A 17,752-nucleotide genomic window follows, 5' to 3' on the forward strand; every position below is an offset into this window, starting at 1 on the left:
TCGGGGCCGGGTACGACCGGCCCCGAACATCCATTTCACGGGGCTCAGCCGTTCAGAATGGCGTTGATCTTGCTGTCGACGTCGGTCGCCAGCGCTGTGACGTCGCCGCCCTGGCCGATCTTCACGAAGAAGTCCTGCAGGATGCCGGCCGCTTCGACGTCGGCCCATTTCGGTGAGGCCGGGGTGAGCTTCGCGTTCGCAGCGGCTTCGGCTGTAGCCTTCGCCACGTCGTCGGTGCCGAGCGTCGACGAGAGCGACTTGAGGGCCGGAACCAGGCCGGTCTTGCCGAGAATGGTCTGGTAGTCGGTGCCCAGCATGATCTTCAGGGCGCTGTACGCGAGGTCGGGGTGGGCCGACTTGGCCGCGATGGCAATGTTCGATCCACCGGCGAAGACCTGCGCGGCACCACCGTTCTTGCCCGGCAGCGCGTAGACGCCGAGGTTCGCCGTCTGGTCGGGGCAGCCAGGTGCTTTCGCGTCGGCCGCGGCCAGAATGGAGCCCTTCACCCAGCTGGGCGCCGAGACCTGCGCCACGGTGCCAGCACAGAACGGCACCTGCGGGTCGGTCTCGTTGCCGTCTTTCGGGGCAACCGAGGCCTTCTCCATGACCTGCTGAACCTGCTTCAGCCCAGCGATAGCGCCGGCCGACTCGAATCCCGCCTTCCAGGTGCCGTTGTCATCGGTTGCGATCTCGCCACCGTTCTCCCAGATGTAGGGCAGGGCGTTGTACCAGTCCTGACCGGGAAAGTAGATTCCGGAGACACCCGGGTTCGCCGCTGCGAGGGTGACGCCGTTCGAGACGTACTGGTCGAGCGTGGTGGGTACCGAGAGCCCGGATGCCGCCAGCAGGTCTTTCTTGTAGAACACCAGTCGCGCGCCCGAGTAGTAGGGGGCCGCGTAGAACTTGCCGTCGTACGTGCCCGCCGCCACGAAGCCGGGCAGCAGGTCTGACCCGCCGAGCTCCTGCAGCTTCGAGGTGAGGTCTTCGAACGCGCCCGCCGAGGTGAAGGCGGCGGCCTGCGTGTTGCCCACCTCCACCACGTCGGGGCTGTCGCTGCCGGAGAGGCTGGTGGTGAGCTTGTCGACCAGGCCTGTCCACGACTGCTCTTCGACGGTGAGCGTGGAGCCGGGGTTCTGCTTCTCGAAGGTGGTCTTCAGGTAGTCGCGTGCGGCCTGGGGGGTGTCTGTGCCGTTCAGCCAGACGCGAATACTGCCGGCCTCCGGAGTGCTGCTGCCCGAAGCGGCTGACCCGCCCGACGCGCAGCCCGCCAGGGCGAGCATGGTGGCGGCACCGAGTGCTACCAGAGAGAGTTTCCTCATTGTTGTTGCTACCTTTCCTAGGGCATTGATGGTGCAGGGTCGTGCCGTGTCATGACACCCCGAGCTGGCCGGAGAGCACCATGACGGCCGCGCCGCGCAAGACGATGTCTTGCCCGAGCGTGGTCATCCGAAGCGTGAGATCGCCGTGGAACTCGGCCATCGTGCGGCTTCGGAGGGTCTCGACGGTCGCCGCGATCAGCGTTCCGTCGAGAAGTTCGGTGGGCCCGCTCAGAACGATCTCCGGCAGGTTGAGGGCGCCAACGATGGGGGCGAGGGCAATGCCGAGCCGCTGGCCGGCTTCGGTGAGAACACGGTCGGTGTGGGTTCCGGATGCCCGGCCGAGCCCGATCGCCAGCTCGAGGTTCGGCGTCGAGAGCCACGTCTCGAGGCAGCCCCGTTTGCCGCAGACGCACAGGGCGCCGCCGTCAGTGCCCACGACGACGTGCCCGATCTCGCCCGCCGCGAACCGGCTGCCGAACAGCGGCGAGCCGCCGAGCAGCAGGCCCGCGCCCACGCCGTGCCCCACCTTGACCACCATGAGGTCGCCGTCGGCACCGCCGAAACTGTGCTCGGCCAGGGCCGCAGCGTTGGCGTCGTTCGCGACCACGATCGGGTGCCCGAACCGCTCGGCGAGCCGCGACCGCAGGTCGAGGTTCTTCCAGCCGAGATTGGGTGCGCTGAGCACCACGCCGCCGAGGTCGACCACGCCGGGGGAGCCGATGCCGATGCCGAGAATCGGTGCCGTGGTGGCGCTGATCAGGGTGTCGGTGAGCGCGATGACCTTCGCCACCGCGTCTTCGCCGGTGCTTCCCGCGAGGGCCACCTCGGCGCGGCTCAGAATGGTGCCGTCGAGGTCGAGCACCGCGCCCGTGAACAGCGCGTGCTCCGACAGGTCGATGCCCACGATCTGAAAGGCGGTACGGTCGATGTCGAGAATGGTGGCCGGTTTGCCGGGTCGGGCATCTTCGCGTGGGCCCATCTCGATGATGAGGTTCTCGGCGATGAGGTCGTTCACGAGGTCTGAGACGGTGACCCGCGTGAGGCCGGTCTCCCTGGCGATGTCGGCGCGGCTCTGGCGGCCGGTGCGGTACAGCGTCTGCAGCACGAGGGCACGGTTGTGGTTGCGGGCGTGCTCTGGCAGAACTTTCGCGCTGGGCCGAAGCGTGCGGCCGGGTGCGAAACCGGGAAGCGCCGATGCTGTCATGTTTGTTAGTAAACCTTACGAACAAACTCGACGCAAGACTTTTCTCCTGCGGTTGCCCGCAATTTACCGGTTCGTAACATTCGGTTGGCATTCGGCCGAGGTGACGGTGTGATTCGATGGGGCCATGCCAGAGCGCCGACCAGCCCCCACTTCTGCTTCTGCTGAGCTGTCGGCCGGGCATCCGCCAACCGCCGGGTACACCGTCACCGACTACCTGCTCGACCGGTTGGCAGAACTGGGGGTCGACCGGGTCTTCGGGGTTCCGGGCGACTTCACCCTCGGCCTTCTCGACCACATCGAGGCGCACTCCGTGGTGTCATGGGTGGGCACCGCGAACGAGCTCGGCGCGGGCTACGCGGCCGACGGGTACGCGCGCCTCCGCGGCATCGGAGCGCTCTGCACCACGTTCGGCGTCGGCGAGCTCAGCGCCGTCAACGCGGTCGCCGGCAGCTATGCCGAGCATGTGGGAGTGCTGCACCTCGTCGGGGCTCCCTCGCAGGCGGCGCAGGCAGCGGGCCGAGCGCTGCACCACTCGCTCGGGGACGGCGACTTTCGTCACTTCTACCGCATGAGCGCTGAGATCACCGTGGCGCAGGCCGTGCTCACGGCCACGAACTACGCCGCCGAGATCGACCGTGTGCTGCTGGCCATTCGCGAGCAGCACCTGCCGGGGTACCTGCTGCTCGCCACCGATGTGGGCGAGGTGGATGCCCAGCCGCCGGCCGCGCCCCTGCCGGCGCATCGCGATCTCACGTCGCCCGGGGCCCTCGCGGGGTTCGCCGAGGCGGCCCGGGGGTTGCTGGTGGGTGCGTTGGGCGTGGGGGTCGGCGGCACCGTTGAGGCGGGCGCGGGTGTCGGTGCCGGTGTCGGCGTACGGCGGGCCGGCGTGGGCCGGGTCGCCGTGCTGGCCGACCTGCTCGTGCACCGTCTGGGCGCTGAAGCCGAGCTGCACGAGCTGCTCGCCACGGCGCAGCCCGACGGGCGGCCGCTCGCCCATGCAACCCTGCTCTGGGGTCGCCGTGTGGTCGATGAGAGCGCGCCGGGCTACCTCGGAGCCTACGAGGGCTCGGCCAGCGCCCCGGCAGTTCGCCACGGAATCGAGGATGCCGATGCCCTCATCCTCGCGGGCGTACAGTTCACCGACCTCACCAGCGGGTTCTTCAGCCAGCACTTCGACGACAGCCGCGTCATCAGGCTCGACCCGCACCGGGCGTCGGTGGCCGGCATCGAGTTCGGCCCCGTCGACCTGCCCGATGCGCTGGGGGTGCTGTCGGGCATCCTGCGCTCGCTCGCTGCGAATGCGGCCAACGCGGCGAACGCTGCGAACGCGGCGAACGAGGTGGCTGCGATGGCCGCGTCTGCTGTGGCCGGCGCAGAGGTCGCGTCGACCACCGTGGCCAGCGGCACCCCACTCAGCCAGGCCGCGCTGTGGAGCGAGGTGGCGGCGGCGCTTCGTCCGGGCGATCTGGTGCTGGCCGATCAGGGCACCTCGTTTTACGGAATGGGCGCCGAGCGGCTGCCACACGGGGTGGTGTTCGTGGGGCAGCCGCTCTGGGCATCCATCGGCTACACGCTGCCGGCCCTCATCGGTGCCGCGCTCGCCGCGCCCGAACGCCGCCCCATTCTGCTCATCGGCGACGGGGCTGCCCAGCTGACGGCGGTCGAACTCGGCACCATGATGCGCCTCGGCCTCGCCCCCATCGTGGTGATCGTGAACAACGACGGGTACACCGTCGAGCGTGCGATCCACGGCCCGACCGCGCGGTACAACGACATCGCGCCCTGGAACTGGACCGCCCTGCCCGCAGCCCTCGCCCGTGACGCCGGCGACCTCTTCACCACCCGCGCTTCGACGGTGGGCGAACTGCGGGCGGCGCTCGAGGATGCCCGTGCCGCCGACTCCGCGCTCTCGCTCGTCGAGGCGGTCGTGCCGCGCCTCGACGTGCCGCCCCTGCTCGCTGCCATCGCGGCGGCTGCCGCCCGCGCGAACGCTCCCGCCCCGCCTGCCCCCTGACGCACCCGCGGGCAGGGCACACCCGGGGCAGCGCGCACCCGTGGGCAGCGCACATCCGGGGCGAGCGCGGCTACCGTGGGGAGAGCGGGGGAGCCCCCGTGCCGCGCGGGCGACGCCATCCAGAAGTCAGCACGGCCAACCCGATCACCAACAGCACCAGCCCCGCCACGATCGCCGCCGTGAACTGCTCGTGCAGCACCAGTACGCCCAGCACCGTCGCGGTGAGCGGCTCGACGAGGGTCAGCGTGGCCGCGCGCGACGCGGGCAGCTGGCTGAGACCCCGGGCGAACAGCGTGTACGCGAGCCCCGTCGTGATGACGGCCAGCCACACCGCCGTGGAAATGCCGCGTGCCGTGCCGAGCCACGCGAGATTCGAGCCGAGCAGCACCGGAAGCATGATCACCGCCGCCGCCCCGAACGTGGCGCCCATCGTCGCGGTCGGGCTCCATCCGCGCTCGAGCAGCGCCTTGCTGCTGAGCGCGTACACCGCGTACGACAGGCCGGCGCCGAGTGAGGCCAGAAGCCCCACTGGAGTGATGGATGCCCCACCCCCGCCCCCCGCGAGCGCCGCCCCAGCCCCGGCAGAACCTGCGCCGCCGCCGAACACCCCGGTCAGTGCCGCAACACCCAGTGCAGCTACCGCAGTGGACACCGCCCACCGCCACCCCGGCGCCCTCCGCCGCACGCCCCAGTCGAGCAGCCCCGTCAGCACCGGCGCCGATCCGAGCGCCACCAGGGTTCCGACGGCGACCCCGTTCTGGCTTGTGCCCGTGAAGAATGTGGGTTGGTACGCCGCCGCTCCGACCGCGCCCACGGCGACGAGCCCGAGCGAGGCCCAGCCCGCGCTGGCGGGGGCGTACGCGCGAGCCACCGCGCCTCTGCGATGGCCCCACACCAGCCCGGCCGCCGCCATGATCGCAAGCAGTGCCCCGCCGAACACGATGCGCGCGGCTCCGAGCGACAGTGCCGACGCGCTGTCGGCGCCGAGGGCCTGGGCGGTCCCGGTTGTTCCGAAGCAGACGGCGGCAGCCACCACGAAGAACGTCGGCGCCCAGCCCGCACCCGCGCGCCCGTTTCCCGTCTCCCCGGCCATGCCGCCGATTCTGGCACATCGCCGCGCTCGTCCCCGACCAAACCGTTTACGCGATCAGTGCGAAGATTGACTATGGCTGAAAATGGCGCACAGAACGAACCCGTGATGGCGGGGAGCACCGATGCTTCCGCCGAAGAGAAGGTGGCGGGTATTCTCGCGCAGGCTCGCCAAGACCACTCGGGTAAGCCCCACGCCGAGGTTCTCGAACACCTTCGTGAACGGTTCGAGCAGGCTGAGGTGGAGATCGACGACGTCGCGATCACCCGGCACGCCCACGAGATCACCGCAGCTCCACGCGTCTGACCCCGGCGCCCAGCACAGTCATGGCCACGGGGCGCCCGTCATGCTGACCCCGTCGACCTGGCCGGGCTGGGTCAGGGGTGCACTGCTGGCCGCAGCGTTCTGCGCACTGTTCGTGCCCCACGTCGGAATTCTCACCGCCCTTGTGTTGGGCGGCGCGGCGTTGATCTCGTTCCGCACGAGCGCGGCGGTCGCAGCGAGCGACTCGCTGTTGCGGGCCGAACTACTGGCCGTGCCGCTGAACGACCCGGTGACGACGATCGAACTCGAGGTCGAGCATCCATTCGAGGCCACCGCCACCGCCCAGCACCAAGAAGGAATCTCGGCCGTCATCGAGGCTCGCCAGGCACTCTCCGACCCCGCTGAGCCGCTGTTCGCGGCCCTCGAGCTCGAACCGAACAACCCGTTCGACCCGAACGCCGTGCGCGTCGATCTGCTGCTGTTCTACGGATCGCACAAAGCCGGATACGTGCCCCCTGCCTTCACCGCCGGCTGGGCCGCACGCATCCGGCCGTATGCCCTCGATGCCTGCCAGGTCATCGTCTCGGCCACCGTGCTCGGCGACGGCTCGCGCGCCAACCCCTACCGAGTGCTCCTCGGCTGACCGGCGGGCCTCCGGATGCCCGCCTCCCACCTCCGCGGGCCGTCGAGTTTCCCCAGTCCGTCGTTCTGGCCCGGCTGAACCGACAGTCTGGGGAAGCTCGACTGCACCGTTCAGCCGCGTCGCGCGCCAGCCGCCAAGCGAGCAGGGTCGAGGTCGACCCGGCGCAGCAGTTGCGCGTTGGCCGCCACGATGATGGTCGACGCCGACATGAGAATGGCCCCGACCGCGGGTGACAGCACGAAACCCACCGGCGCCAACACGCCGGCGGCCAACGGCACCGACAGTGCGTTGTACCCGGCACCCCACACCAGGTTCTGCACCATCGTGCGGTAGCTGGCCTTCGAAAGCTGGATGACCGACAGCACTGCCCGCGGGTCATTGCCCACTAGCACCACCCCGGCCGACTCGATGGCGACATCTGTTCCGCCGCCGATCGCGATGCCCACATCGGCCCGAGCCAGCGCCGGAGCATCATTCACCCCGTCACCCACCATCGCGACCTTCTGCCCCCGCGCCTGTAGCTCCGCGACCTTCGAGTCTTTGTCTTCGGGCAGCACCTCGGAGAAGACTTCGTCGATTCCGAGCTGGGCGGCCACGGCGTTCGCCACCGTGTGCGAATCGCCCGTGATCATCGCGACCCGGATTCCCCGCGCATGCAGCGCGTCGACCGCCTCGCGCGACTCGGGCCGCACACCATCTTCGAGCGCAAACGCGCCGAGCACAGTCGCAGGAACCGCCGCGCCACCGTCGTCCGCCGCACCGCCACTGATCACGTACAGCACGGATGCCCCGCGCCCAGCCCACTCGGCCGCGGCCTCAGCCAGATCGCCGGGCACTGCCGCCCCGCTCGCCCGCAGCAGCGCCGGCCCACCCACGCTCACCAGCACTCCATCGACCACTGCCTGCACCCCCCGCCCCGTCAGCGACCGGAACTCACGTGCCCGCATTCCGCCGTTCCCCCCGCCAACCACCCCGCCAACCATTCCAGTCGGCGAAGTTTGCGGGTCGACAGCGCCGACACCCGCAAACTCCGCCGACTCGACGCCGATGCGAGCCGCCGGGGCCGCAGAAACAGCAGCCGCAACAGAAACCGCCGCCGCCCGCACCAGGGCCCGCGCCACAGGGTGCTCGCTGTCGGCTTCGACCGCCGCCGCCAACGCGAGCAGAGCCGCGGTGTCGTACCGCGCGTCGCCCGACCGGGCATCCGTCACGGCCGGCTCACCCCGCGTGAGCGTGCCGGTCTTGTCGAACAGCACCACGTCGATGCTCCGCATGCGTTCGAGCGCGAGCCGGCTCTTCACCAGCACCCCCGCCCGGGCCGCCCGCTCGGTCGAGATGGCGATCACCAGCGGAATCGCCAGCCCCAACGCATGGGGGCACGCAATGACCAACACCGTCACCGTGCGGGTCACGGCGTCGTCGGGAGTGCCGACGAGCATCCACACCACGAACGTGAGCACACCGGCGCCGGCCGCGTAGTAGAACAGCCACGCCGCAGCCCGGTCGGCCAGGGCCTGCGCGCGCGAACTCGAGTTCTGTGCGTCGGCGACCAGGCGCCGGATGCCCGCCAGCGCGGTGTCGTCTCCGATGGCTGTGACGCGAACGCGCAACGCGTTGTCGGTGGCCGCGGTTCCGGCCACGACCCGGTCGCCCGGTTCGCGTCGTACCGCCACCGATTCGCCCGTCACCATGGATTCATCGACCGCCGCCGCACCCTCCACAATCGTGCCGTCGGCCGGTATGCGTGCCCCCGACCGCACCAGCACCACGTCGCCGACCGTCAGCTCGCCGACCGCAACCTCTTCGACGCCGGTGTCGGTGCCATTGCCGTTGTCGGTGTCAGTGACGCGCTCGGCGGTGTCGGGCAGCAGGGCCGCGAGGGCGTCGAGGGCTCCGGATGCCGCGCCGAGCGCCCGCATCTCCACCCAGTGCCCAGCAGCATGATCGCCACGAGCAGAGCGAGCTCCCACCAGAAGTCGAGGTCGAACGTGCCGATGCGCAGCGTGGTGACCCAGGAGGCGATGAAGGCCACGCTGATCGCCATGGCGATGAGCAGCATCATTCCGGGCTGGCGCGAGCGGATCTCGGAGAGCCCGCCCGTCAGGAAGGGCCAGCCGCCGTAGACGAAGATGATCGTGCCGAGTACGGGGGAGATGAGGCCGGCGCCCGGAAAGTCGGGCACGCTGTACCCGATGATGCTCGCGAACATGGAACTGAAGAACACCGTCGGCACCGCCAGCACCAGCGTCAGCCAGAATTTGCGCCGAAACTGCGCCGCATGGTCGCCGTGCCCGCCGTGCCCGCCATGCCCCTGACCAGTGTGGTCGTGCCCGTGCCCGTGCCCGTGCCCATGCCCTGCGTGGCCGTGATCGTCGTGCTCTGCATTCGGCGTCGTCATAATGCCTCCCACCGCCGAATATATACCCCAGGGGGGTATCTCTCAACCCCGTCGCTGTGAGTTTTCACAGACATCCGCCTTCCACAGGCTGTGCGGTGCGCTCTCGTGCGCCCATAATCAAAGCGGGAAGGATTCGTGTGAAACTGCTGGTCGTTGAAGATGAGGATGAAATGGGGGCCCTTCTCGCCAAGGGCCTCATCGCCGAAGGGTACGAGGTCGACCGGGTGGCGAATGGCATCGACGGGCTCATTTCGGCTGGCAACACGCACTACTCGGCGGCGATCGTCGACGTGATGCTGCCGGGCATGAGCGGTTTCGAGTTCTGCCGCCGCATGCGAGCCCAGAACGCGGCTGTGCCCATTCTGCTGCTCACCGCCCGCGATGCTGTCGACGACCGTGTGAAGGGTCTCGACGCCGGCGCCGACGACTACCTCACCAAGCCGTTCGCTTTCGCTGAGCTGACCGCGCGCATCCGGGCCCTGCTTCGTCGTGAGACGGTCGGGCCCCACATCGCGCTCTCGATCGGCTCGCTCACCATAGACAGCCACAACCGCAAGGCGTCGGTCGGCGGCCAGCCGCTCAGCCTCAGCCCGAAAGAGTTCGACCTGCTGCGACTGCTGGCCGACAAATCGGGCTCGGTGCTCAGCCGTACCGAGATTCTCGACGATGTATGGGGTCGCACCGAGCACATCGACGCGAACGTCGTCGACCAGTACGTGAGCTACCTGCGCCGTAAAATCGACCCTCTCGGGTCTGACGTGTCGATCGCCACTCGGCGGGGAATCGGGTACGGGCTCGAGGTCACTGCGTGAGGCCGTTCCGGCAGCTCTCGATTCGCCTTCGGCTGACGCTTGGCGCTCTCGTGATTGCCGGAGTGTTCTTCGCCGGAACCGCCTTCGTCGTGCGCCTGCAGGTCGAGCATATTCTCGCGAACTCCACGGTGATGCTGCTGCAGAGTGACGCCGACCCGTACGTGCAGGCCATCGCAGACAACAAGGGGGCCTCGCTCGAGGCGCCGGCGCAGGGCCAGCTGCTCACTGTGCTGAACCCCGCCGGTGTCGCGGTCAAGTCGTCGTTGCCCCCAGAGTTGACGCCGCAGCTGCCTGACATCGTCACGGCCGGCGCTGCCACCCAGAGCATCACGACCCCGAACGCCGAGTACCTGGTCGTATCGCGGGCCGTGAAGGCGAACGACGGTGTCTGGCACGTGGTCACCGCACGCAACGAGCAGGCGGCGGAGCTGTCGCTGGCGAACCTCACCACCGCGCTGGTGGTGGGGTTGGTCATCCTCACCCTTCTGTTCGCCGGCGGAGCCTGGCTGCTTGCCTCCGCGGCAATCGCCCCGGTGTCGTCGATGCGCCGCACGGCCGTGATGCTGCGCGAGCGAACAACGACCGAGTTGCTGCCGGTGGGCCCGGCCCGCGACGAACTCTCAGCGCTCGCGGTCACGCTGAACGAGCTCATCATCGATCTGAGGGCCTCGGCCGACCGCGAGAAACAGCTGGTCTCCGACGCGAGCCACGAGTTGCGCACACCGCTGGCGATTCTGCAGACCCAGCTCGAGCTGGCGCACCTGAGCGCGGGAGACTCGACGGCACTGCTCGCCGAGATCGAGTCGGCTGAGAGGCACGTGAAGCGGCTCACGGTTCTGGCGGCCAGCCTGCTCGAACTCACCCGCATCGAGGGCATGCAGCCCAACGAGTCGTCGCCGGTATCGCAGATGGCCGACGAGTTGGTCGACGCCATCGACCGGGCGCGCATGCTCAGCACCGGCTCAGCCGTTCTCGTCGACTACGAGGTCGCCGAGCTCTCTGGCGCGTCTGTCGCCCTGTCGAGACACAACTTCGGGCGCATCGTCGACAACCTGCTGGGCAATGCCATTGCGGCGATCGGCAGTTCTGGCACTGTTCGCGCCGAGCTCCGGATGCTCGACTCCCGCCTGTGCCTTGACATCACCGACTCGGGCCCGGGTATGTCTGCCGCCTTCATTCCGCTCGCGTTCGACCGCTTCTCTCGTGAAGACCAGTCGCGCACCGGTTCGGCCGGCCCTGCGAACGCCGTCGTCGGCACCCGGGGCGTCAAAGGAAATGCCGGTCTCGGGCTCTCGATCGTCTGGGCGCTGGTATCGTCGGCCGGAGGCACGGTGACCCTCGCGAACAGGTCATCGGGCGGCCTCAGGGTGGCGGCCAGCATTCCCACCATTGTCAGTGTCGCCCGAACAGAGAGGGCCGCCCCGTGATGTTCGAAGCCCTGAATCCCATCAGCCCCGAGCAGGTCATCTCGGCCACCGGGCCGTGGGCGCTGGTGGTGGTGTGCGCCATCGTCTTCGCCGAGACGGGGCTGCTGATCGGGTTCATTCTGCCCGGTGACACCCTGCTCTTCTTCACCGGGTTGCTGACGTTCACCGGGGTGATCCAGGCTCCGCTCTGGCTGGTGCTGCTGTCGATCGCGTTCGCGGCGGTACTCGGCGACCAACTGGGATATCTGATCGGGTACCGGGCAGGGCCGCGCATCTTCGAGCGCAAAGACTCGGGTTTCTTCAGCACGAAGAACGTCGAACGTACTCAGGGCTTTTTCACCCGGTTCGGTGGAGCGGCCGTGATCGTGGCTCGCTTCATCGCGGTGGTGCGCACCTTCGCCCCTGTCGCGGCGGGCGTCGGCAAGATGCACTACGCGAAGTTCCTGCTCTACAACGCCATCGGCGGAGTGCTCTGGACCTTGCTGGTGGTGCTGCTGGGCTACTTTCTCGGCCATATTCCGGGCGTGGCCGATGTGGTGACCCGTTACATCGACGTGGTGATCGGCGGCATCGTGCTGATCACCATTGTGTCGGCCCTTGTGCAGTACCTGCGCACGCGTCGGAAGGCCGCCAAAGCGGGCGACTAATCTAAGCTCGACCTATGGCTTCTTCACCCTTCACTGTCTCCCAAGAACGCAAGATCGTCACCGAGCTGCCCGGCCCGAAGTCGAAAGAGCTGCATGCCCGTCGGTTGAAGACCGTCTCGCGCGGCGCCGGCACCCTCGTCGACATCTACATGGATCACGGTTCAGGCGCCATTCTGGTTGACGTCGACGGCAACCAGATCATCGACCTCGGCTGCGGTATCGGTGTGACCACCATCGGTCACGCGCATCCCGCCGTCGCCGCCGCGGCCAGCGCGCAGGCGTCGAAGCTCACCCACACATTGTTCACGGTGACCCCGTACGAGAACTACCTGCGAGTGGCCGAGAAGCTCGCCGAGCACACCCCCGGCGACTTCGAGAAGCACTCCATCCTGGTGAACTCAGGAGCCGAGGCGGTGGAGAACGCGGTGAAGATCGCCCGCAAATTCACCGGCCGTCGCGCCATCGCCGCACTCGACCACGCCTTCCACGGTCGCACCAACCTCACCATGGCCATGACCTACCGCCCGTTCCCCGAACGCGCCGGCATGGGGCCGTTCCCGGGCGAGATCTACAGCGTGCCCACGAGCTACCCCTTCCGCGACCCCGAGGGCATGACCGGCGTCGAGGCGGCCGAGCGCACCATCGACTACATCAACACGCACATCGGGGCCACTGAGCTCGCGGCGTTGTTCGTCGAGCCCATCCAGGGCGACGGTGGCATCGTGATTCCGGCCGAGGGCTTCTTCGAGACGCTCAGCGCGTTCTGCACGGCGAACGGCATCATGTTCGTGGCAGACGAGATCCAGGCCGGTATTGCCCGCTCGGGTGCGTGGTACTCCATCGAGCACTCGGGCGTCGTGCCCGACATGATCACGAGCGCCAAGGGCATCGCCGGCGGTTTTCCGCTCGCTGCCGTGACCGGTCGCGCCGACGTCATGGATTCGGTTCAGCCCGGCGGCATCGGCGGCACCTTCGGCGGCAACCCGGTGTCGACGGCCGCGGCGCTTGCCGTGTTCAAGCTGATCGAAGACGAGAACCTGATCGGTGAGGCGCAGCGCGTCGAGAAGGCGTTCTTCGCCCGCATCGGCGACTGGGCCGAGAAGTTCTCGGTGGTCGGTGAGGTGCGCGGCAAGGGCGCGATGTTCGGGGTCGAGCTCGTGCATCCGGGAACCAGGAAGCCCAACCCCGAGGCCCTCACCGCCGTGATCACGCACGCCACCATCAACGGTGTCATCGTGCTCGATGCCGGCAGCTGGGACAGCGTGTTGCGGTTCTTGCCGAGCGTCGTCATCAGTGACGAGCTCATCGACGATGCGGCGACAGTCATCGAAGAGGCGCTGGCGAAGCTCTCGGTCTGAGAGACGAGAGCGCCAGTTTGAAAGAGAGGCAGCGATGCCGAACGAGCACGGTGGTCGCCCTCGGCCGCGGTTGAGGGCGAAGAACCTGCGCCAGGGTAGTGAGCGGGCGAAGCGGCAGGGCAGCGCTCGAGCAGCTGCACTGTCGGCGTCAGCCGAAGCGGTTGCCGAGGCTCGTTTTCAGAGCGTTCTCGAGAGCGAACTGCGTCTGCGCCTGCTGCTCGAGCAGCTGCCAGACGTACTGATGTTGGTGGTCGACGACGAGTTGCGGTACCAGCGCATCAGTGGTGCCGGTGACGTCTTCGCGCGCGAACGCAGTTGGCAGGGCAAAACCCTGTTCGAGGTGTCGAATTCCGAGAATGTGGCCATTCTCGAGAAGGCCTTTCGCGATGCCTTGGCAGGCACGCGGTCGACGGTGAGTGTCACTGCCACATTGTCGGGTCGCGAGTCAGAGGTCACGAGCGTTCCCTTTGTTGTCGGGGGCAAGCGCCAGGCTCTGATCGTGGTTCGCGATGCCACCGACACGCGCGGGCGCGAAATGGCACTGCGCCTGGTCACCCAGCAGTTCGAGCAGCTGGTTCAGGAGTCGCCCACCGGCATCGCGCTGGCCGATACCGAGGGCCGCATCGCGCTGGTGAACGACGCGTTCTGTGTGCTGTTCGGCCGCCCGAGCCGCGAGCTCGTCGACACCTCGGCTGCCGAGCTGCTGCCGATGATGCACCCAGAGCCCGCCGGCGGGGCTGGCCCCCACGACTCTGGCCTCCACGACGCCAACTGGGTTGCCGCCCTGATCGACTCTGGCGCCGAGCGGGTGAATCGCCAGATCCTGCTGACGGCGGGGCTCGTCGAGAAGCGCGCCGACGTCACGGCAGTGGTGCTCCGCGACGTGTCGGGTGAGCCCACCTCCGTTCTCATCAATGCGTACGACACCTCGGAGCAGCACCGCTACCAGGAGCATCTCGCCTACCTCGCCGCGCACGACGCGCTCACCGGGCTGCCCAACCGCACCGAATTCGAACGGCTGCTCGACGAACACCTCGACAACTGCCGCTGGGGCTCCGACGCGGGTGCGGTTCTGGTTCTCGACCTCGACAACTTCAGGGAGATCAACGACAGTCTGGGCCACGGGGCCGGTGACGACTTCATCGTGGCCATGGCGGCGTTGCTGTCCCGCTGGATCCGCTCGACCGATGTCGTGGCGCGCATCGGCGGCGACGAATTCGCGGTGCTGCTCACAGCGGGCGACCGGGAGCACATTGAGACCGCCGTACGAATGCTGGTCACGCTGGTGCGAGACGGATTTCAGAACTTCCCGGCGTACGAAGAGGCGAGCCTCACCCGTCGCGTGACGGCAAGCGTGGGTGCCGTCGCGGTGACCAGCGAGGGCACCAGCTCGGCTGAGTTGCTCTCTGACGCCGACCTCGCGATGTACGACGCGAAGACGTCGGGTCGCAACGGCTACAGCTTCTTCGACAGCTCGCAGGTGCTCGCCGCCAGGGTGTCGAACCAGTTCAACTGGAAAGAGAAGATTCTCGCGGCCATCGAGAACGACAACCTGGTGCTGCACGCCCAGCCCATTCTCGACCTCAACACCGACACCATCTCTTCGCTCGAGCTGCTCGTTCGCATGATCGACGCCGACGGCGGGCTCATCGCCCCCGGCGAGTTCATCGCGGTCGCCGAGCAGACCGGCCTCGCCGTGATGCTCGACGAATGGGTCGTGAGCCACGCACTTGAGAGTCTCACGCAACTGCAGCAGATCGCTCCCGCCATCAAGGTGCACGTCAACCTTTCGGGCCGTTCGGTGGGAGACCTCGAATTCGCGGCGTTCATCGAACGGCGTATCGACGAGACGGGGGTGGATGCCACGGGCCTGGTGCTCGAGCTCACTGAAACCGCTGCCGTCTCGAGCCTCGACAGCGCGCAGGCGTTCATGTCGCGCCTGACCGCCCTCGGCTGCGTCTTCGCACTCGACGACTTCGGTGTCGGATACGGTTCGTTCTACTACCTCAAACACCTGCCTTTCGGCATCATGAAGCTCGACGGCGAATTCGTCTCCGGCAGCGACCGCGACCCGCTCGATCGCCTGGTGATGTCGTCGCTGGTGTCGATCGGCAAAGGTCTCGGCAAGTTCACCATTGCCGAGTTCGTCGAAGACGAGGCCTCACTCGACCTCCTGCGTGAGCTCGGCGTCGACGGTGCTCAGGGCTACCACATCGGGCGCCCGGCCCCCCTCGCCACCTTCTTCCCCCAGCTCACCTGACCCACCCACGGTCTTCGTTTAGCGAAAAGCTGGCTGGCTAGTTGGCCACGGCGCAGGTCTGCTCGTCGGCAGTCTGGCCGGTGACACCGGCGATGACTGCTGAGGTGGAGGAGGGGGAGGGAGCGGGTGTCGCGGCCGGCGTGGCCGCGTCGGTGGAGCTGGGGGTGGAGCTGGAGCTGGGTGAAGGCGTGGGAGTGACCACCGCCGACCCGATGCCCGTCGAGTCGCTGTCGAGAGTGAAGGGCTGGTCGCTCGAGATCTTCGCGAAGAGCTCGTCGGCCACATCGACAGTGGGAATCACCTTGCCGGGGTAGTTCGCGTTGCCGGTGGTGCCCGGGTACTGCACGAAGACCAGTTTCGTGAGGTCGATGTCTTTCAGCGCGAGGGCGAGCGACACCATCGCATCCGGGCTCGCGAGCGACGTCGACAGGCTGATGTTGTTCGCCGCCGCGCTCGCCAGGCCGTAGAGCTTTGTCACGTCGGTGAGGGTGTTGGCGCTCTTCAGTGTGCGCACCAGTGACGACAGGTACTGCTGCTGGGACGAGATGCGCGAAAGGTCGCTGCCGTCGCCCACGCTCTCGCGGGTGCGGAGAAACGCGAGGGCGTCGGCGCCCGACACGACGGTGGTGCCCTTGGGCAGGTCGAGCCCCGAGTCCTTGTCGAAGATGGCGTTGTTCACGCACACCGGCACGCCGCCGACGGCGTTCGTCATCTCGATCACACCGTTGAACGAGATGAGCCCGGCGTACGGAATCGTCAGCCCGGTCAGTTTCTCGATCGTGGTCTTGATGCAGGCCAGCCCGCCCCGTTCGTACCCGGTGTTCAGCGGCTCATTGCGGGTGGCGTCGTACGCGACCTTCGTCGTCGGGTCGGTGCAGGCCGGATGATTGACGATCAGGTCGCGCGGAAAGCTCACGACCACGCCGCTCTTCTGGTCTGCTGACACGTGCAGCATGATGTTCACGTCGTTGAGTGTCGCGTCGCGCTTGCCGAACGAGTCGCCCTGTTTCGCGTCGTTGTCGGTGCCCACGATGAGCACGTTGAACCCGCCCACGAACGCGCCCACGTGCGGCTGGCTGCCGCCTTCGCCGGTGCCGCCCGAGATGTCGACGGCGTTCGCGCTGATCTTCGACGCGATGCTGGTCACGGCGATGGCGGCGACCGAGACGCCGCTGACGAGCACCACGGCCAACGCGATGGCGACGACCTTCAGCACTCGCGAGGCCCCGGGGGCTGGCGGGCGCTTGGCGTGTCTCATCGAATCCACCTGTCTCATCGAATCCATCCGACGAGTTTACTCATCGGCTGCGAAGGCCGGCGAGAACGATCAGGGGTCTGTCAGAAGGTGGCGGCGGTGGCCGGTGAGGTGATGACGAGCAGACCGGCCGATTCGAGTGACGCGGTGAGGTCATCCAGAGCCGGGTCGGCCGTCTCGGGCGTGCCCGTGATGAGGGCGTCGAAGTCGCTGAGCTGGCCGATGGTTCCGAGGTGCACCTGGCCCAGTTTGCCGGTGTCGGCGATCACGACCGCCCGGCTGGCCGACGCGAGCATGAGGCGCTTGATGTCGGCCTCTGGCAGGTTCAGGTTGGTCACGCCGTGGGCGAGGTCGACTCCGTTGCAGCCGATGAAGGCGATGTCGGCGTGCAGGCCCTGCAGCATCGACGACGCGAGCGGCTCGACCAGCGAGTGCTGCAGCGGGCGCAGGGTGCCGCCTGTGACGATCACGCTCAGCCTCGGGATGCCCGGCTCGAGCGCCAGTGCAATGCTGAGGCCGTTCGTCACCACCACGACGTCGCTCAGGTCGTCGCGGGCCACGAGCGCCTCAGCTACCGCCAACGCGGTCGAGCCCACGTCGAGCAGAACGCTCTGGCCGGGGCGTACCAGGCTCGCCGCGAGCTGCCCGATGAGGCGCTTCTCGGCGGTCGACGCTTCGAGCGACTGCTCGAACGTGGGTTCGTGTTCGAGGCGTGGGCTCCGGATGACCGCGCCGCCGTGCACCCGGCGAATGAGGTGTTGGCGGTCGAGCAGATCGAGGTCGGCCCGAATGGTGACGCCAGAGACGCCGAAGGTGTCGCCGAGTTCGCCCACGCGCGCAAAACCGCGCTCGTCGATGACGGCCAGCATGCGTTCGCGGCGAACGGCGGGGGGCAGCTGGTCGTCAGGGCCGGGATCGGTCATGTCTTCATGGTCGCTGGCTTGCGGTTTATTGTCAATTGACAAAGAAAAGAAAGTCATCACCGCGGGTGCGCCCGTGGTCGACGTACGATACTTTGGATTGTGAAAGCCGTCTCGGTCGCCTGTGTTGTGAAAGCGAAA

Annotated in this window: 14 protein-coding genes; 8 read left to right on the plus strand and 6 right to left on the minus strand. The window is 67.9% G+C overall.

Annotated features, from left to right (window positions below; genetic code table 11):
• Positions 1-44: 44 nt before the first annotated feature.
• Positions 45-1,319, minus strand: coding sequence for an extracellular solute-binding protein (locus tag D4765_RS02000; RefSeq protein WP_136640556.1), 1,275 nt, complete (start codon positions 1,317-1,319; stop codon positions 45-47).
• Positions 1,320-1,368: 49 nt separating this feature from the next.
• Positions 1,369-2,523, minus strand: a complete 1,155-nt coding sequence (locus D4765_RS02005; protein ID WP_136640557.1) for an ROK family transcriptional regulator — start codon at positions 2,521-2,523, stop codon at positions 1,369-1,371.
• A 124-nt stretch (positions 2,524-2,647) separates the two neighbouring features.
• Between D4765_RS02005 and D4765_RS02010 the strand changes: the two genes are divergently transcribed.
• Complete coding sequence (locus D4765_RS02010) at positions 2,648-4,537, plus strand: alpha-keto acid decarboxylase family protein (protein WP_136640558.1); 1,890 nt, start codon at positions 2,648-2,650, stop codon at positions 4,535-4,537.
• A gap of 70 nt (positions 4,538-4,607) precedes the next feature.
• Here the strand turns inward: D4765_RS02010 and D4765_RS02015 are convergent, their stop codons facing one another.
• Positions 4,608-5,630, minus strand: coding sequence for an EamA family transporter (locus D4765_RS02015; protein WP_136640559.1), 1,023 nt, complete (start codon positions 5,628-5,630; stop codon positions 4,608-4,610).
• A gap of 72 nt (positions 5,631-5,702) precedes the next feature.
• Here D4765_RS02015 and D4765_RS02020 point away from each other — a divergent pair, with 72 nt between their 5' ends.
• Both D4765_RS02020 and D4765_RS02025 read left to right on the plus strand, forming a co-directional pair.
• On the plus strand, positions 5,703-5,933 hold the full coding sequence (locus D4765_RS02020) for a hypothetical protein (RefSeq protein WP_136640560.1): 231 nt from the start codon (positions 5,703-5,705) through the stop codon (positions 5,931-5,933).
• Positions 5,934-5,973: 40 nt separating this feature from the next.
• Complete coding sequence (locus D4765_RS02025) at positions 5,974-6,534, plus strand: hypothetical protein (RefSeq protein WP_136640561.1); 561 nt, start codon at positions 5,974-5,976, stop codon at positions 6,532-6,534.
• A 110-nt stretch (positions 6,535-6,644) separates the two neighbouring features.
• Here D4765_RS02025 and D4765_RS02030 read toward each other — a convergent pair whose 3' ends face one another.
• The gene (locus tag D4765_RS02030) at positions 6,645-8,453 is read right to left on the minus strand and encodes a heavy metal translocating P-type ATPase (RefSeq protein WP_420824520.1); all 1,809 of its coding nucleotides are present in this window, start codon (positions 8,451-8,453) and stop codon (positions 6,645-6,647) included.
• 616 nt (positions 8,454-9,069) lie between these two features.
• On the opposite strand from D4765_RS02030, the gene D4765_RS02035 reads away from it, so the two are divergent.
• Genes D4765_RS02035 through D4765_RS02055 form a run of 5 tightly spaced genes read left to right on the plus strand, consistent with a single transcriptional unit; the run spans position 9,070 to position 15,436 of the window.
• Positions 9,070-9,744, plus strand: a complete 675-nt coding sequence (locus tag D4765_RS02035; protein ID WP_136640562.1) for a response regulator transcription factor — start codon at positions 9,070-9,072, stop codon at positions 9,742-9,744.
• A complete protein-coding gene (locus D4765_RS02040) occupies positions 9,741-11,171 on the plus strand; it encodes a sensor histidine kinase (protein ID WP_136640563.1) in 1,431 nt (476 codons plus the stop codon). Before D4765_RS02035 ends, D4765_RS02040 begins: the two co-directional genes overlap by 4 nt.
• Positions 11,171-11,818 (plus strand): DedA family protein, encoded by a 648-nt coding sequence (locus D4765_RS02045; RefSeq protein WP_136640669.1) that lies wholly within the window; start codon positions 11,171-11,173, stop codon positions 11,816-11,818. Before D4765_RS02040 ends, D4765_RS02045 begins: the two co-directional genes overlap by 1 nt.
• Before the next feature lie 14 nt (positions 11,819-11,832).
• Entirely contained in the window at positions 11,833-13,176 is a 1,344-nt protein-coding gene (locus tag D4765_RS02050) for an aminotransferase class III-fold pyridoxal phosphate-dependent enzyme (RefSeq protein WP_136640564.1), read from the plus strand.
• 34 nt (positions 13,177-13,210) lie between these two features.
• On the plus strand, positions 13,211-15,436 hold the full coding sequence (locus D4765_RS02055; RefSeq protein ID WP_161580319.1) for a putative bifunctional diguanylate cyclase/phosphodiesterase: 2,226 nt from the start codon (positions 13,211-13,213) through the stop codon (positions 15,434-15,436).
• 37 nt (positions 15,437-15,473) lie between these two features.
• On the opposite strand, the gene D4765_RS02060 is transcribed toward D4765_RS02055, so the two are convergent.
• Together D4765_RS02060 and D4765_RS02065 are read right to left on the minus strand one after the other, a co-directional pair.
• The gene (locus D4765_RS02060) at positions 15,474-16,721 is read right to left on the minus strand and encodes an LCP family protein (protein ID WP_136640566.1); all 1,248 of its coding nucleotides are present in this window, start codon (positions 16,719-16,721) and stop codon (positions 15,474-15,476) included.
• Positions 16,722-16,774: 53 nt separating this feature from the next.
• The gene (locus D4765_RS02065) at positions 16,775-17,614 is read right to left on the minus strand and encodes a DeoR/GlpR family DNA-binding transcription regulator (RefSeq protein WP_136640567.1); all 840 of its coding nucleotides are present in this window, start codon (positions 17,612-17,614) and stop codon (positions 16,775-16,777) included.
• Positions 17,615-17,752 lie beyond the last annotated feature (138 nt).

Source organism: Subtercola vilae, from assembly GCF_004923255.1.
Classification (GTDB): Bacteria; Actinomycetota; Actinomycetes; order Actinomycetales; family Microbacteriaceae; genus Subtercola; species Subtercola vilae.

Coding starts and splice junctions, on each gene's coding strand:
- D4765_RS02000 (WP_136640556.1), bottom strand. CDS start 1,319: ATGAGGAAACTCTCTCTGGTAGCACTCGGTGCCGCCACCATGCTCGCC.
- D4765_RS02005 (WP_136640557.1), bottom strand. CDS start 2,523: ATGACAGCATCGGCGCTTCCCGGTTTCGCACCCGGCCGCACGCTTCGG.
- D4765_RS02010 (WP_136640558.1), top strand. CDS start 2,648: ATGCCAGAGCGCCGACCAGCCCCCACTTCTGCTTCTGCTGAGCTGTCG.
- D4765_RS02015 (WP_136640559.1), bottom strand. CDS start 5,630: ATGGCCGGGGAGACGGGAAACGGGCGCGCGGGTGCGGGCTGGGCGCCG.
- D4765_RS02020 (WP_136640560.1), top strand. CDS start 5,703: ATGGCTGAAAATGGCGCACAGAACGAACCCGTGATGGCGGGGAGCACC.
- D4765_RS02025 (WP_136640561.1), top strand. CDS start 5,974: ATGCTGACCCCGTCGACCTGGCCGGGCTGGGTCAGGGGTGCACTGCTG.
- D4765_RS02030 (WP_420824520.1), bottom strand. CDS start 8,453: ATGCGGGCGCTCGGCGCGGCATCCGGAGCCCTCGACGCCCTCGCGGCC.
- D4765_RS02045 (WP_136640669.1), top strand. CDS start 11,171: ATGTTCGAAGCCCTGAATCCCATCAGCCCCGAGCAGGTCATCTCGGCC.
- D4765_RS02050 (WP_136640564.1), top strand. CDS start 11,833: ATGGCTTCTTCACCCTTCACTGTCTCCCAAGAACGCAAGATCGTCACC.
- D4765_RS02055 (WP_161580319.1), top strand. CDS start 13,211: ATGCCGAACGAGCACGGTGGTCGCCCTCGGCCGCGGTTGAGGGCGAAG.
- D4765_RS02060 (WP_136640566.1), bottom strand. CDS start 16,721: ATGGATTCGATGAGACAGGTGGATTCGATGAGACACGCCAAGCGCCCG.
- D4765_RS02065 (WP_136640567.1), bottom strand. CDS start 17,614: ATGACCGATCCCGGCCCTGACGACCAGCTGCCCCCCGCCGTTCGCCGC.